The organism is Algoriphagus limi, assembly GCF_024919275.1.
GTDB lineage: Bacteria > Bacteroidota > Bacteroidia > Cytophagales > Cyclobacteriaceae > Algoriphagus > Algoriphagus limi.
In genome coordinates this window covers 735,045-749,828 of the sequence record NZ_JANWGH010000002.1, presented here as the reverse complement: position 1 = coordinate 749,828, position 14,784 = coordinate 735,045, and the positions used below count along the sequence as shown (strand labels likewise).

Here is a 14,784-nt window from a genome sequence, read left to right as displayed (position 1 = left end):
GCCTAGACATTTTCATGTTGAAAGGCTGCTACTGGAGTTTTTAGTAGGATTTTCATATCTAGCCAGAAATTGTGTTTTTGGGCGTACTCTATGTCCAATTGACATCTCGAATTCTTCCCAATTGATTTTTTTCCTCTTTCGGTCACTTGCCAAAGACCAGTAAGTCCTGCCGGACCCAAAAATCTACCAATAGCCTCATCTGAAGTTAGTTGCTCCGCTTCATAGAGTGGAAGAGGTCGATTACCAACCAGTGACATATCACCAATCAGAATATTGATTAGTTGCGGTAATTCATCGATACTGCTATTTCGTATAAGTCTACCAATCCGGGTAATCCGAGGGTCATTTTGCAGCTTAACAAAAGCTCCTTGAGAAGATTGGTTTTTATCTGACTCATAAACCTCCTCACGGATTAAGCCTTCTGAACCTATCCTTAAATTTTCCTTACCGGCAAGTAAAATTCTTTCCCTATCGAAAGGAATTAAATTTGATTTCTTTTCATTGGCTTGGTGATAGGCATTCAAATGTTTCAACTGATCTAAGAGCTGATCTGCATCAGTTCGCATCGATCTAAACTTGTAGAATTTGAATATTCTGTAATTCATCCCAACCCGGTATGAATAATAGAACACAGGTCCTTTAGATTCTAATTTGATGAGGATAGCAACCAGTAGAAAAAGAGGCGCTAGCACTATCAACAACAATGAAGAAACTAGAATATCAAAGGCTCTCTTTGCAAGGGGAATTCGATTTGTACTTTTCATAATTTGAAGCTTTTAATAAGTCAAATTTACGACAGCCCAACCCCTTAAATCAGCCAATACGGTGAATGGTAGTGCATTTTCGATGATTGGTGCTTTTGCTTCGATCAAGTTTGGAATAGCCAAAAAGCACTTTATCTAAGGAGCTAGACAGGAAAAAAATAAACCGGCTCGAACCTTTGTAAAGGCTTAAGCCGGTTTGCATTTATAATGTTAAATCTATCCCGTTTATTTCAGATAAAGCTTTTGCTCATCCCTATACCCTGTTTGACCTCTAAACCAATCCATATAGGAGTACCCATTACTTTTTGCCCAAGGATCAAACATCAAATGGGCTCTCCGGACATCTTGCTTTTCCTTTGGATAATCAAATGATTCAGGAAGATGTATCGCCCAAGGAAGAGCAGTTTTTGATTTGTAAAAAGAACTTGGCTGACCAGGAATACTTGCATCATCAGAGATCCCAAAATATTGTAAGTCTGCCAAATCTGTAGGGGAATAGCTGGGAAGATGGATTTCTCTACCCCTATTTTGGTTCACAATAAGGAAGGGGTTATAAGGAGCATTTCCCAATTCAGCTACCGTTTTGGGACTGTTGAACCTAATCTCAAGCGAGACTTCTTTTGGGTTTACAGTCCCATCTGAGTCTTGGGTATTGATAAATCCAGTTTGATTCATCAAGAAATGAACATTATCCGTGACAATAATGACGGCTTTGCTTTGACCAGCTTCGGTTCCGTTGCCGTTTTTTGTGATAAATCTTTCATTTACCACTGAACCATCAACCGAAAATACCGATGAAGATGGTACGTTCAACTGAAATCCAAACCCGTTTCTAAATCCTGCACCTGCAGCTCGGAATTTAAACTTTGGTTCCAAGGAAGTCACCTGATTGGAGCTATTCAGGACCTGCTTGATTTGATAATCTACCACCAGATCATTGAAGTCATAATCTCCCATTTCCGGCCAATTATCTTCGAAAGCAAAGCTTCCATAGGTAGATGCGGAAGGATAATAACTATCATAGGCTTTGGAAGGATCATATGGATATTCATCAAAAATATCATTGATTCCATCCCCATCCTGATCCAAAGTCCCTGGCCTATCAATGGGACTCACTTCTTGGTTGCTGATAGCTCTCACGGGATTGCTGGATACAAATAAAATTGCATCGTTAAAATCCTGATCACAGCCAGCATTATCTCTTCGGACATCTTCAAAGCCAAGCAAGAAGAGTTTATTTTCCTCATCCCAAAGCAATACGTTGTGTTGTTTCAGCGAAGGAGAAGCTTCAGGGTTGAGATTTTTATCAGCAAAAACAGGGTAATAAAAATTCTCCACTCTACTACCTGACCAACCATTCGCAAATAGTACCAACCCAATTGTCATCCCAGCTGGAAACCTCCCCAGTTTTATCTTATCCCCGGATCGAAGAGCTCCCCCACTTCCTACCATTGACAAGTTTGGAAAGATTACTGTCACCTTTTCAATTTGATCAATGGATGTGGGAGGTTGATTGGTAGGATAGAGGTAATATCCAATAGAATTTCTCCAACCTGCTCCCTCATGGACAAAAGTGACCCAAACATCTGCTTCTTCTATTACATCTAGTGTGGTCTTTTTTCCCTCAGCTAAATAAGTGGGATGATAAGTAGGCACAGGCTGACTCTCCGGCAAAGAGGCATTTATGTAATTCAACAAGGTAGAGGAGATATAATCCCGCTGCGCTTCCAAATTGGCTGGAACTCCTGATGAATTATAAGTGGCCGCATAATCTAAATTAACAACTGATAATCGGGCACCGGTATCTGAAGTAAGCGCATTGGGATCTATTTCATACGAAATCACCTCGTTTGGATCACATGCTCCTCGATAGTTAAATGTGACGTTACCAAGTCGGACAGGAACCAAAATCCTGTTTGGAATTCCTATAAAATGAGCTTCGATTATCACCTGATCAAGGTAGATAGGCAAGGAGTGTTTTTGCTTATATACTCCAGAAGCATCTGTCAGCCCTTTCAATAAAATCACACCACTTTCCGGATGAATCAACTCGAATTTGAGACCGGCCAGTGGGTTATCTTTCGCATCAGAAAACTTAAAGTCAATCAGATTTTCATTGACAGTAGAAAAGTTAAATGTTCCATATTCATTGATTTTCTCAACTGCCGGAGTAGGTTCAAAATCTGGAACTCTAACACAGGATGCCAGGACTAATACGAGGATAATAAAGAAGCGATACATCTGATTATGCAACTGAGGATAAGGTGCTTCCCAAGGAATACTGTGGTAAATTGGATTGAATCCGGAATTGAAGCTCAATAGGGTTAAATGGTTTACTGATACAATCTTTAGCCCCCATCTGAAATGCTTGAATCCTTTCTTGACTTTTATCCTGATCTGTCAATACAAGCCAAGGAATGGACTGAATAGAAGGTTGATTTTTTATGGCTTGAATATTTCCTGAAGATGAAAAGTCTGCAAGAATCAGGTCAGCGCTATTTTCATTTAGCCAAGCTCTTGCTTCTTCTAGGGAATCAACGGCGAATACTACATAGTTTTTACTTAGAAAATTCAATAGGAAAAGCCGCATAAACTGATGCTTTTCGATAATTAGAACAGTTTTCATGAGATCTTTTGGTTTTTAGTTTCCCAAAAGTATCTCAAGCCCATTCCCTAAAAATTTGAAAAAGATAGATAATCAAATACTCTCGATCATTGGACCGAATTCTTCGATGAATGAATTAAGAAATTCAACTTTCTGAATTTTGATTCTCTTCCCAGACAACTGTTTGATCCTCCAGATAGTGAGGATATATTTTTTGGTGAATCTTTTTGACCTCTTCAGTTAGTCGCTTGCGGAATTCTTCCACATGCTCTCCTGTTCCTGCTGCCATGAATACCGGCTCAATCCCTGTCTTTTTCTTGTATGCTTCTGATAAAGCATTGAAATCCTTAAAATCCGCTTCTTCTCGATCCATTTCGGACATTTCCATAATTTCTTCTTCCGAAGGCATGGTTTGTACCAAATCGATTTTATTGAAAACCAATAAAATGGGCTTATCACCAGCATTTATTTCCCGGAGGGTCTGATTGACTACAGCGATATGATCTTCAAAATTAGGGTGGGAAATATCTACCACATGCACCAATAAATCCGCTTCTCGAATCTCATCCAAGGTGGATTTGAAAGACTCAATCAAGTGAGTGGGCAATTTCCGGATAAATCCAACTGTGTCTGAAAGCAGGAAAGGAATCTGATCCAACACCACCTTTCGGACAGTTGCATCGACCGTAGCAAAAAGTTTGTTTTCAGCAAGAATATCAGTTTTAGTGATCAAATTCATGAGGGTACTTTTCCCCACATTGGTATAACCAACCAAAGCTACCCGAACGATTCCTTTTCGGCCTTTCCGTTGGGTAACACCTTGCTTTTCGATTTGCTTCAACTTGCCTTTGAGCAGGGAAATCTTATTTCGGATGTCTCGCTTATCCGTTTCAATTTCCTTTTCACCTGCACCACCTCGAGTAGATGTTCCCCCTCGCTGACGCTCTAAGTGAGTCCACATCCGGGTCAATCGTGGGAGCAGATATTGATAGCGAGCTAATTCTACCTGCGTTTTGGCCTGAGCCGTTTGAGCTCTTTTTAAGAAAATATCCAAAATTAGTAAGGAGCGGTCATAGACTTTCACCTTCAGTTCATTCTCAAGATTTTTCATTTGAGAAGGACTCAAATCATCATCAAAAATGACCATATCTACTCCAAAGTGGGTGATATAAGCAGCCACTTCCTCCAATTTTCCCTTCCCAATGAAAGTTCGGATATCCGGCTTTTCCATACGTTGGGTAAAGCGATAGACAGCTTTTACACCAAGTGTCTCAGTCAAAAATGCCAACTCCTCCAAATGTTCCTCCACTTCCTGGTCAGATTGGTTTTGACGGATCAAGGAAACCAAAACGGCCTTCTCTTGCTTGGGAGCTGTATCAATTAATTTTTGGAGTTTTCTGGAATATTTACTCATTCTTGTATTTTCTTAGATAGATAAGCAGAACCTTCTATCTTTAGTTCACCCGGAACCCGATTAGACTTCCTGAAAAATTCATGCTTTCATGACAAAGGTCGTGATAATTCCATGAAATTGATTAGGATACTCTATCAGGGAATATTTATTTTGACCAATAATCCTTCAACTATGCCAGAATTTCGAAAAAGTAAGCTCCAAGGTGTCGTAGAAATTTATCCTAAAGTCTTTCGAGATGAGCGGGGTTATTTCTTTGAATCCTTTCGGCAGGACTGGTTTCAGGAGTTAGGGATTGATATTCATTGGAAACAGGACAATCAGTCTTTTTCGGTAAAAGGAACTATTCGCGGGCTGCATTATCAGCGACCACCACACGCTCAAGCTAAATTGGTTCGAGTGATTCAGGGAAAAGTTTTAGATGTTGTGGTCGATCTCCGAAAAGGTTCGCCTACATATGGACAATCTCATTCGGTCGTGTTAGATGCCGATCAGCACAACTTACTATACGTTCCTGCTGGGTTTGCTCATGGATTTTCGGTATTGGAAGACGCGGTTTTTCTGTACAAGTGCTCTGAATATTATAATTACCCAAGTGAAGGAGGAATTAGCTGGAATGATCCTGAACTTCAGATTGATTGGATGGTAGATGACCCGATTATTTCCGAAAAAGATCAAAAATGGCCAACTTTGGCCGCATTTACATCAGAAAGCGAAGGAGGATTTTAAGTCGTGGGACTACTCGATATTTTCAAGCGAAAACCTGTAGAAGTTGAAGACCTGGACCTAAGTTGGTTGAAAGCAGATATGCATTCCCACCTGATTCCTGGAATAGATGATGGATCCAAAACAATGGAGGAATCTATCTCGCTGATTCGGGAAATGTCGGAACTGGGTCTTAAAAAACTGGTGACCACTCCGCACGTCATGTCCGAATACTATCGGAATACTCCCGAAATCATTCAGATGGGGCTTGAAGATCTTCGCAAGGCTGTTAGTCAAGAAGGAATCTCCATCGAAATCGAGGCTGCTGCTGAATATTATCTGGATGAAATTTTCCTGGAAAAAGTTAAATCTGGAGAAACACTACTGACATTTGGAGACAATTATATTCTAGTAGAAACAGGCTTTATCAATAAGCCTCAGATGTTGCTGGAATCATTTTTTCAACTGGAAATGGCCGGCTACAAACCGGTTTTTGCACACCCCGAGCGCTATCAATATTTATTAGCGGATAAAAACCTTCAACAGGAAATCCTGGATCGAGGAATTTTACTTCAGGTAAACATGCTGTCCCTAACTGGGTTTTATTCTAAGCCAGTCAAGGATTTTGCAGAATATCTGATCGATACGGGGAATGTCAGGTTTTTGGGTTCTGATTGCCACAATGCCCGCTACTTGGAAATGCTCAAGACTCTATCGGCTGCCAAATTTTATCCTAAAATCAAGGAAATGGATTGGCTAAACACCACACTTTGATCATTTCTCCATGAACATTCTGATCACCGGAATTACAGGTCTTTTTGGAAGTTACTTAGCTGCTGAATTCGCTACGCTAGGGAAAATCTTTGGTATCCGAAGGGCCAATTCCTCCACCAGACTTTTGGATGAGAAGAACTTGGATATTACCTGGAGAGAAGCGGATTTGAGAGATCCTTCCCAACTGGAATCGGCCTTAGAAGATGTGGATTTGGTGATTCATGCTGCTGGATTGGTTTCTTTTTCTCCTTCTGATTCGGATCTACTTTATAAAACCAATGTCAAAGGCACTCGAAACTTGGTGAATGCCATGTTGGAAAAAGGAGTCAAAAAGCTGATCCATGTTTCATCGGTAGCTGCCATTGGAAGGTCTACAGAGATCACCAATATCGATGAAAAATTCAAATGGACGGAATCTCCTCTCCTCACAGACTATGCCCGCTCAAAGTACGAGGGTGAATTGGAAGTTTGGCGAGGAGAACAGGAAGGATTGGATGTCATTGTAGTCAATCCGTCCATTATTCTCGGCAAAATCTCCGATGATCGGAGCAGTACCTCGATTTACAGTTATGTTTTGGAGGAAAAAAGCTATTATCCAAAAGGAGACGTTAATTATATCGATGCACGGGATGCTGCAAAAGTCACTCGCCTGGTAGTTGAAAAAGAAGCTTGGGGTGAGCGATTTATCCTGAATTCCGAGAGTATTTCCTACAAAGAATTTTTCAACCAAATGGCTACATCTTTTGGAAAAAAAGGGCCACAAAAGCCTGTTACTCCTTTCCTACTAAATCTAGCCGTGTGGTATTCAGGAATTGCTCGATGGATGGGGGCATCCAAAATTCCATTAAACCGAAGCACTGCTCGGATTTCGCAATCAAAGGTGAATTTTGACAACAGCAAAGTCAAAAAAGTACTGGATTATGAATTCAGGCCACTCTTAGAAACATTTAACTGGGCCAAATAAACTTATTTTCGGATTTGGCCGTTATCCATCACTGCCCTCAATAGCCTAAATTTTTGACCAAAAAAATTCACAATTCAGTGTATTGAGTGACCAATTATTTTGGTAACTTATAAAAACCTTATGCGATACGAATGACCGGAGATCACGATCATGATTGGGAAAACGACAGAAAACTTGTCGAACGCTTTGAAAAATCCCTAAAATCAAACCTGGACCTATATTTTGACGAGGAAGAACTGGAAGACATCATCCGGTTTTATTTTGACCAACAGCGATTCATGAAAGCTCTCAAAGCTTCCGAATTTGCATTGGAAAAATTCCCTTTCTCGATGGAAATCAAGCTGCTCAAAGCCCAAAGTCTCATCTTTATGGATGAAGTTGAGGAAGGGCTTTCGCTCTTGGAAAACATCAATAACATTTCCCCGAATAATGAAGAGGTTGTTCTAGCCTTGGCGAATGCCCATATTATTGCCGGGAATCCTCAAGAAGGAATTGATCTATTGGAGCGATTTCTTCCACTTGCAGAGGACAAGGCGGAAGTTTTTTATTCCTTAGGCAATCTCTACCGTGCCAAAGGCGACAACAAAAAGGCAAGCGACTATTTCAAAGAAGCTGTAAAAATCCGCATCAATCATGAGGATGCCCTTTTTCAGTTGGCGATGATTACCGAAGAGGAAGGATCTTTTGATGAAATTCTTCACTTTTATCAGGAATTCATCGATCAAGATCCCTATTCAGCAGGAGCTTGGTACAATCTGGGAGTCGTTTACAATAGACTTGGAAGATTTGAAGAAGCTATCAAAGCCTATGATTACGCCCTTCTAATAGACGACGCATTTGCATCTGCTTATTTCAATTTGGGAAATGCCCTAATGAACACGGGACAGTATGAACAAGCCCGTGAAGCTTACCAAAATACCATCAATTGCGAAGGTGCCAATGCAGAAAATTGCTGCTATTTGGGTGCTGCATATGAAAAGTTGGGGCAAATCGACGAGGCATTCAAGTATTTTAAAAAGTCAGCCAAACTGGATGAAGAATACGATGATGCCTGGTTTGGATTGGGAATGTGCATGCTGAAAAAGGAAAAGTTTTTTGAAGCAATTCACTATTTCAAAAAAGCTCTCAACCTCAGTAAAGAAAACCCGAATTATTGGGTGGGCCTGGCTGATGCCGAATTTAACTTGGGAAATCTTCAGGCAAGTTCAGAGGCCTACGAAGAAGCCATCAACCTCGAACCGGGGATAATGGAGACCTATGTTAATCTATCCGTTATCTATTTTGACCAAAACCGATTTGAGGAAGCTATCGATGTTATTCGAGAGGGAATCGAGGAACTTCCGGAATCAGCTGAATTGTATTATCGCTTGGTCGTTTATCTGATTAAAATGGGTAAATACAAAGAAGCGTTTTCATATTTGGAAAATGCTTTAACTTTGGACTTTGACCGGCATACGATTTTGTATGAATTAATGCCTGAACTCAAGCAACAAAAGGCCATCTACAAACTCATTGCCCAGTATAAAGAAGACAACCCTAGCTAATCATTTTAAACTTTCAATCAATGAATTATGTGCTAAAGAATCTTCCGGTACGGACTGAAAAGCCACGTGTATCGGGATTTACTATGGCCATGGACAAAGGTCTTAGCCTGCGAGCAGTTGAGGATTTTATGAGTTGCTGCTCAGATTATGTAGATATCGTCAAGTTAGGTTGGGCGACCTCCTACGTGACCAAAAATCTTAAAGAAAAAATCCAGATATATCGCGATGCAGGAGTTCCTGTTTATTTCGGTGGAACCCTCTTTGAGGCTTTTATCGTTCGGGATCAATTTGAGGATTACCGAAGGGTTTTGGATAAATACAACCTCGAGCATTGTGAAGTTTCTGACGGATCCATCTCCCTTAACCATGATAAAAAGTGTGAGTACATTTCTACACTTTCCAAACAGGTGACGGTTCTTTCTGAAGTAGGTTCTAAGGATGCTGCGAAAATCATCCCTCCTTACAAATGGATCGAGCAAATGCAGACCGAATTGGATGCAGGTGCTTGGAAGGTGATCGGAGAAGCTCGTGAAGGAGGAAATGTAGGTTTGTTCCGTGATTCAGGGGAAGTTCGGCAAGGATTGGTTGAGGAGATCCTAACTCAAATTCCTGAAGAAAAAATCATCTGGGAAGCTCCTATTAAATCCCAGCAGGTTTGGTTTATCAAACTCCTAGGCGCTAATGTCAACTTGGGTAATATCAGCCCTTCTGAAGTGATTCCTTTGGAAACAATTCGCCTAGGATTGAGAGGAGATACATTTGACCATTTCCTGGGAGAAATCAAACTTTAATCATTCTCAATAAAGAATAGGCTGGTCGATCAAATCGGTCAGCCTTTATTTTTCTATGCGAACTCTTAGAAAATATTTGCTTACCTATTTAAAAGGAATGGCCATGGGAGCGGCGGACATCGTCCCAGGAGTATCCGGTGGGTCCATTGCTCTAATCACAGGGATTTATCAGCGATTGCTCGACAGCATCAATTCTTTCAATAGAGAAAATCTTTCCCTACTACTCAAATGGGAACTGAAAAAATTCTATAAATCCGTCAACGGAACTTTCCTTCTTAGCTTGCTTTTGGGGATTCTCACCTCAATTTTCACCCTTTCCAAGCTAATCACATACTTAATGGATGAGCATCCCATTCCCCTTTGGTCCTTTTTCTGCGGATTGATATTGGTTAGTGCTTTTATCATCCTGAAAGAAATCAAGCGATGGCATCTGGGAATTGTACTGGCACTTTTAATCGGAACTATTCTCGCATGGTGGGTAACTGAACTCCCTCCTACTAGTTCCCCAGATGCAATCTGGTTTACTTTTGTAGCTGGTGCTATTGCTATCTGTGCCATGATTCTTCCGGGAATCAGTGGAAGTTTTATTCTTCTGATTTTAGGGAAATATGAAAATATCCTAGATGCTGTCTCTGAGCGGGACTTTTTAACCCTTGCTGTTTTTGCGATGGGTTGCCTTGTTGGGATTTTATCTTTTAGCCGTCTGATTTCTTGGTTGCTTCGGAAGTTTTACTCCACTACCATTGGATTGCTTTCCGGCTTTATGCTAGGCTCTATCAACAAACTTTGGCCTTGGAAAATGGTGACTCAATACCGCATTTCTTCCTCAGGAGAGGAAAAACCATTCTTGACCGAAAACCTTTGGCCAGCTGAATATCTTGATCGAGTGGGACAAGAACCGAATTTGAGCTTGGCGATTGCTGGATTCCTAGGTGGAATCATCTTGGTATTTGGGATTGATTACTTGGCAGCTATCTGGAAGAAATCATGAGAAAGTTTGGTTTGATCGGCTTCCCTCTGGGACATTCTTTTTCCAAAAAGTATTTCACAGAAAAATTCGAAAAGGAAAAGATTCCGGATTGTAGTTTCGACATGTATGAAATCGAGCAGGCAGAACAACTACCAGAAATTTTAAAGAAAAACCCAGAATTGGAAGGTCTTTCAGTCACCATTCCTCATAAGCAAGCCGTGATTCCTATGCTCGATGAATTAGACCCCGCCTGCGAAGCGATCGGTGCTGTCAATTGCATCCAAATCAAAAAAGGAAAGCTGAAAGGCTACAATACGGATTACATTGGCTTCAAGGAATCATTAGAAGAATGGCTGGAAGAAAAACCTTCAGGAGCCTTGATTTTAGGAACTGGGGGAGCATCAAAAGCTGTTAAGAAGGCCCTAGAGGATTTAGAAATACCCTTTCATTTCGTTTCCAGATCAGCTTCTTCAGACTCTATTTCCTATGAAGACTTGAAGAAAGAACCTGATCTTTTGGCACAAAATCCCCTTATCATTAATTGCACCCCTTTGGGTACTTTCCCAAAAACGGATGCCATGCCTGATATCCCTATTGACAGGCTAAGCTCCAAAAACCTTGTTTATGATTTGGTGTATAATCCAAGTATTACCAAACTCATGCAAGCTTGCCTAGACCGAGGAGGAAAAGCCAAAAACGGGTTGGAAATGCTGGAAAGACAAGCAGAAGCTGCCTGGAAAATTTGGAACTCCTAATGGTATCAATCGATGATCTTGCGGGGAATATCCCGTGGTAGTCGCGTTAGTAATTCGTAGTTGACTTGTTGGGTCGATTCAGAGAAACTGGCTACTGTTATTTCCTGTCTTCCCTGCTTACCGATCATCACTACCTCATCTCCAACTTGGCCCTTTTTCAGGCTAGAAATATCCACAGCAATGGCGTTCATGGTAACTGTTCCCACAACTTGGCAATATTTCCCACCAATCAAAACTTGGCCAGAATTGCTTAAAAGCCGACTATAGCCATGACCATAGCCCACCGGAACAATGGCCAGCATCATATCCTTTAAGGCCATGAAGCTATTGCCATAACCCACAAATTCTCCCATTTCCACTTTTTTCAAACTCATTACCTGGCTTTTCCAAGTAATTAATCGCTTCAATGGATTTTTATTGTTTTTGGGAAGGTCTTTCAGCTTGGCAAAATAGGTCTCTTTAGTTGGCCAAAAACCATAGCCCGCAATTCCAATCCGAACCATGTCCATGATGGTTTCAGGAAAAATCAACGTAGCGGCCGAACAAGCAGTGTGATAGCGGTTGAAAAAAAGGTTATTCTCTGAGAGATAGTTTTTGAAGTCATAATAAACAGAAATCTGATTTTTTACCCGGACATAATTGCTGACGCTTTCAGCTCCTGCATAATGCGTACAAAGTCCTTCTAAAATCACCTGATCTTTTCCCTTTTGCAGCAGCTCCACCAACTTTTCTCGATCTTCCCATTCAAAGCCTGTCCGGTGAAATCCAGTCTCTAATTCCACATGGATTTTAGCAGGAATTCCGATCCGGTTGGAAACTTCTATGGCCTTTTCCAATCGCTGAAAATCAAAAACATAAAAATTTATATTTGCCCGGATCAAATCCTCCAATTCTTCCTCATAAAGCATTCCCATGATCATGATTTCAGAATTTTTGGTAGAATGCCTTTTCACCATCCAAGCCTCATCCGAACTAAAGGTGCTAAAATGCCGAACTCCCGATTTTTCAGCTAATTGAACCATTTGAGCGATTCCATGGCCGTAAGCATTCCCTTTAACAACCGCAGAAATGGTTGGTTTGGGGCCTATTTCCGAACGGATATAGCGGATATTTTGCCGATAGGCCTTAGCACTGATTTCAAGTCGGGAGGTTGGGACAGCCGTTGGGAAATTTTGCATGTCAAAAAGTAAGGGCAAACAGGAAGAAATCGCAAACCTTTTCTACTTTTATTCAAAACAGAGCCCTATGAATCCTGAAAAAACCCTAACTCGATGTCCTTGGTGCCTATCGTTTGACGAGTACGTGAGATACCATGATGATGAATGGGGCGTGCCGGTGTATGACGACCGAGTACACTTTGAATTTTTGGTTTTGGAAAGCGCTCAAGCAGGTTTGAGTTGGGCGACTATCCTCAAAAAGCGAGAAGGCTATCGAAAGGCTTTTGCGGATTTAGACTACAAAATCGTAGCAGAATTTCCTGAAAGCTATGTGCAAGAACTATTGCAGGAACCTAGTATTATTCGAAATGCCTTAAAAATCCGAGCTGCTATCAATAATGCAAAGCGGTTTATGGAAATTCAGGAAGAATTCGGTTCTTTTTCCAACTATATCTGGGGATTTGTGGGTGGAAAGCCGATCCAAAATCAAATCCAAAGCATGAAAGAAGCTCCTGCTACAAGTCCAGAATCTGATCGCTTAGCCAAAGATTTAAAAAAGAGAGGCTTCAAATTTTTGGGAAGCACAACCATTTACGCTCACATGCAGGCTACTGGCCTGGTGAATGATCATCTGATAGGATGTCACCGATATGAAACAGTCAAGAAATTAGGCGAAAGCAAAAAAGACTAGCCAAACGATAAATAGCAAGGGAAGCAATATCGGCAAGGAGAATCGGATGATGTATCCAAAGAAGGACGGCATTTTGATTCCACTTTGCTCAGCGATGGATTTTACCATGAAGTTTGGACCATTCCCGATGTAGGTCATTGCTCCGAAGAAAACCGATGCAATAGCAATTGCCATCAATTCGAAAGCAGAATCATGGAATCCATCAGCGGCAAACTGTCTGACTTGCTCAATATTGTTGATAGAGGCGCCTTTGGATGCCATCGCAGCAGCTAGGAAGTTCAGGTATGTGGGTGCATTATCTAAGAAACCTGACAAGGTTCCTGTTCCCCAGTACAGCGTATTGTGAGTAATCAAAGCTGCTCCTTCTGGAGACTTGGCAAAATTTCCAACCAGCTCCAATGCTGGCATCATTGTACCAAAGATTCCAATGAAAATAAAGGCAACTTCCCGAATTGGTTCGAAGTTGAATTCATTTCCTTTGATAGCTCTTTGATCTGCAAACTTGTAAGAAAAGAAGGCTACCGATAGCATGATGATTTCCCGAATGAAGGAAAATTTCTGTCCATCATATTCAATTGCTGGAACCCATTCAATCACATTTGGATCTAGGAATACAGAACAGATGACAATAAATAACCAACCAAAATTTTTGGAACCAATCAAAGAGAACTTGTTGGTATAAGTTGCTGTCTCCAATTCGGAATCATCTCCAGCTCTACCAAACTTACGATCAATCAAATAAAAGACTGCAGCAAGTATTAGTAAAGCAAATACCCAAGCTGGCCAGTTATGAGTCAATGTCCAGAAGAATGGAATTCCCTTCAAGAAACCTAGGAACAGCGGTGGATCTCCAATCGGAGTCAAAGAACCACCCACATTACTTACCATGAAAATGAAGAAGATAATGTGATAGGCTTGGATGTTTCCTTTGTTCAGTCTGATAAAAGGACGAATTAAAAGCATAGAAGCTCCTGTCGTACCGATCAAATTGGAAATCAAAGCACCAATTAATAGCAAACTCACATTAGCGAGCGGAGTTGCTTTTTTGTCAATTTCGATCAGAATCCCCCCTGAAGCAATGTAGAGGGAAGCCAAAAGCGCGATAAACTGCACATATTCTGCTAGGGCATGAACTGGTCCATGCACATTATCTAGGACAAAGAGGTAATACAAAACCACGAGCAGGGCTAAGGCTACGGCGATCTTGGGATAGTTGTGATGCCAAAAATGCTCATAGAATAGTGGTCCTGTGGCAATCATCAGCAATAAAGCCACAAATGGAATGACCAACCAACCTGGAGGGGAATGATGAGCTTCATCTCCTCCATGCTCCCCTTCTGCATTTTCTCCATGGGAAGCATCTTGAGAAAGATGCGCCTCACCAGATTCCTGATGATCTTGGTCAGCGAGCATTTCCATGGCAATAGGCTCCTTTGCATAGCTTTCCACGGCCATGAATCCTTGAAAAAATAATATTCCGAAAAGTAGGGTGACTACTGGTATAAAATTCTTCATTTTTTGCTTCTAGGTGTGCTGCGTTCGATTTCGGATAAAATTAAGCAAAATATTTATTGACTAATCTATCCTCCTGAGCTTTGCTAAGCTACAGATTTTGCCGGAATTCGCCCAATGCAGAATTGAGAAAGCTCGACG

The 14,784-nt window shown here is 41.1% G+C and carries 14 protein-coding genes; 8 read left to right on the top strand and 6 right to left on the bottom strand.

The annotated features are described in order from the left end of the window. Positions 1-2: 2 nt before the first annotated feature. The 4 genes from NY014_RS11665 to hflX form a co-directional block, all read right to left on the bottom strand. Positions 3-764 carry a sugar transferase gene (locus tag NY014_RS11665; RefSeq protein ID WP_259414756.1) on the bottom strand — a complete coding sequence of 254 codons (762 nt, stop codon included), beginning with the start codon at positions 762-764 and terminating at the stop codon, positions 3-5. Positions 765-989: 225 nt separating this feature from the next. Beyond that, a complete protein-coding gene (locus tag NY014_RS11660) occupies positions 990-3,083 on the bottom strand; it encodes an LruC domain-containing protein (protein WP_259414755.1) in 2,094 nt (697 codons plus the stop codon). After that, positions 3,010-3,390 carry a response regulator gene (locus NY014_RS11655; protein ID WP_259414754.1) on the bottom strand — a complete coding sequence of 127 codons (381 nt, stop codon included), beginning with the start codon at positions 3,388-3,390 and terminating at the stop codon, positions 3,010-3,012. The genes NY014_RS11660 and NY014_RS11655 overlap by 74 nt, the downstream gene beginning before the upstream one ends. A 124-nt stretch (positions 3,391-3,514) precedes the next feature. After that, entirely contained in the window at positions 3,515-4,783 is a 1,269-nt protein-coding gene (gene hflX / locus NY014_RS11650; protein WP_259414753.1) for a GTPase HflX, read from the bottom strand. Positions 4,784-4,954: 171 nt separating this feature from the next. Between hflX and rfbC the strand changes: the two genes are divergently transcribed. The 7 genes from rfbC (at position 4,955) to NY014_RS11615 (ending at position 11,283) form a co-directional block, all read left to right on the top strand. Next, positions 4,955-5,509, top strand: a complete 555-nt coding sequence (gene rfbC, locus NY014_RS11645; RefSeq protein WP_259414752.1) for a dTDP-4-dehydrorhamnose 3,5-epimerase — start codon at positions 4,955-4,957, stop codon at positions 5,507-5,509. Positions 5,510-5,512: 3 nt separating this feature from the next. Beyond that, a complete protein-coding gene (locus NY014_RS11640; RefSeq protein ID WP_259414751.1) occupies positions 5,513-6,259 on the top strand; it encodes a tyrosine-protein phosphatase in 747 nt (248 codons plus the stop codon). Positions 6,260-6,269: 10 nt separating this feature from the next. Further along, the gene (locus tag NY014_RS11635; RefSeq protein WP_259414750.1) at positions 6,270-7,223 is read left to right on the top strand and encodes an NAD-dependent epimerase/dehydratase family protein; all 954 of its coding nucleotides are present in this window, start codon (positions 6,270-6,272) and stop codon (positions 7,221-7,223) included. 131 nt (positions 7,224-7,354) lie between these two features. Continuing rightward, positions 7,355-8,767 (top strand): tetratricopeptide repeat protein, encoded by a 1,413-nt coding sequence (locus tag NY014_RS11630; protein WP_259414749.1) that lies wholly within the window; start codon positions 7,355-7,357, stop codon positions 8,765-8,767. A 20-nt stretch (positions 8,768-8,787) separates the two neighbouring features. Then, positions 8,788-9,558 carry a phosphosulfolactate synthase gene (locus NY014_RS11625; protein WP_259414748.1) on the top strand — a complete coding sequence of 257 codons (771 nt, stop codon included), beginning with the start codon at positions 8,788-8,790 and terminating at the stop codon, positions 9,556-9,558. A 55-nt stretch (positions 9,559-9,613) separates the two neighbouring features. After that, positions 9,614-10,549 carry a polyprenyl-phosphate transporter gene (locus NY014_RS11620; protein WP_259414747.1) on the top strand — a complete coding sequence of 312 codons (936 nt, stop codon included), beginning with the start codon at positions 9,614-9,616 and terminating at the stop codon, positions 10,547-10,549. Further along, positions 10,546-11,283 (top strand): shikimate dehydrogenase family protein, encoded by a 738-nt coding sequence (locus NY014_RS11615; RefSeq protein WP_259414746.1) that lies wholly within the window; start codon positions 10,546-10,548, stop codon positions 11,281-11,283. Before NY014_RS11620 ends, NY014_RS11615 begins: the two co-directional genes overlap by 4 nt. A gap of 5 nt (positions 11,284-11,288) precedes the next feature. On the opposite strand, the gene alr is transcribed toward NY014_RS11615, so the two are convergent. After that, on the bottom strand, positions 11,289-12,461 hold the full coding sequence (gene alr, locus NY014_RS11610; RefSeq protein WP_259414745.1) for an alanine racemase: 1,173 nt from the start codon (positions 12,459-12,461) through the stop codon (positions 11,289-11,291). Positions 12,462-12,528: 67 nt separating this feature from the next. Here alr and NY014_RS11605 point away from each other — a divergent pair, with 67 nt between their 5' ends. After that, entirely contained in the window at positions 12,529-13,131 is a 603-nt protein-coding gene (locus NY014_RS11605) for a DNA-3-methyladenine glycosylase I (RefSeq protein WP_259414744.1), read from the top strand. Here NY014_RS11605 and NY014_RS11600 read toward each other — a convergent pair. Further along, positions 13,108-14,646 (bottom strand): sodium:proton antiporter, encoded by a 1,539-nt coding sequence (locus tag NY014_RS11600; RefSeq protein ID WP_259414743.1) that lies wholly within the window; start codon positions 14,644-14,646, stop codon positions 13,108-13,110. The two genes, NY014_RS11605 and NY014_RS11600, sit on opposite strands and share 24 nt — an antisense overlap. Positions 14,647-14,784 lie beyond the last annotated feature (138 nt).

Excerpts from the sequence above, each read along its gene's own strand:
- NY014_RS11665 (WP_259414756.1), bottom strand. The coding sequence starts at position 764 with ATGAAAAGTACAAATCGAATTCCCCTTGCAAAGAGAGCCTTTGATATT.
- NY014_RS11655 (WP_259414754.1), bottom strand. The coding sequence starts at position 3,390 with ATGAAAACTGTTCTAATTATCGAAAAGCATCAGTTTATGCGGCTTTTC.
- hflX (WP_259414753.1), bottom strand. The coding sequence starts at position 4,783 with ATGAGTAAATATTCCAGAAAACTCCAAAAATTAATTGATACAGCTCCC.
- rfbC (WP_259414752.1), top strand. The coding sequence starts at position 4,955 with ATGCCAGAATTTCGAAAAAGTAAGCTCCAAGGTGTCGTAGAAATTTAT.
- NY014_RS11635 (WP_259414750.1), top strand. The coding sequence starts at position 6,270 with ATGAACATTCTGATCACCGGAATTACAGGTCTTTTTGGAAGTTACTTA.
- NY014_RS11630 (WP_259414749.1), top strand. The coding sequence starts at position 7,355 with ATGACCGGAGATCACGATCATGATTGGGAAAACGACAGAAAACTTGTC.
- NY014_RS11625 (WP_259414748.1), top strand. The coding sequence starts at position 8,788 with ATGAATTATGTGCTAAAGAATCTTCCGGTACGGACTGAAAAGCCACGT.
- NY014_RS11620 (WP_259414747.1), top strand. The coding sequence starts at position 9,614 with ATGCGAACTCTTAGAAAATATTTGCTTACCTATTTAAAAGGAATGGCC.
- NY014_RS11615 (WP_259414746.1), top strand. The coding sequence starts at position 10,546 with ATGAGAAAGTTTGGTTTGATCGGCTTCCCTCTGGGACATTCTTTTTCC.
- alr (WP_259414745.1), bottom strand. The coding sequence starts at position 12,461 with ATGCAAAATTTCCCAACGGCTGTCCCAACCTCCCGACTTGAAATCAGT.
- NY014_RS11605 (WP_259414744.1), top strand. The coding sequence starts at position 12,529 with ATGAATCCTGAAAAAACCCTAACTCGATGTCCTTGGTGCCTATCGTTT.
- NY014_RS11600 (WP_259414743.1), bottom strand. The coding sequence starts at position 14,646 with ATGAAGAATTTTATACCAGTAGTCACCCTACTTTTCGGAATATTATTT.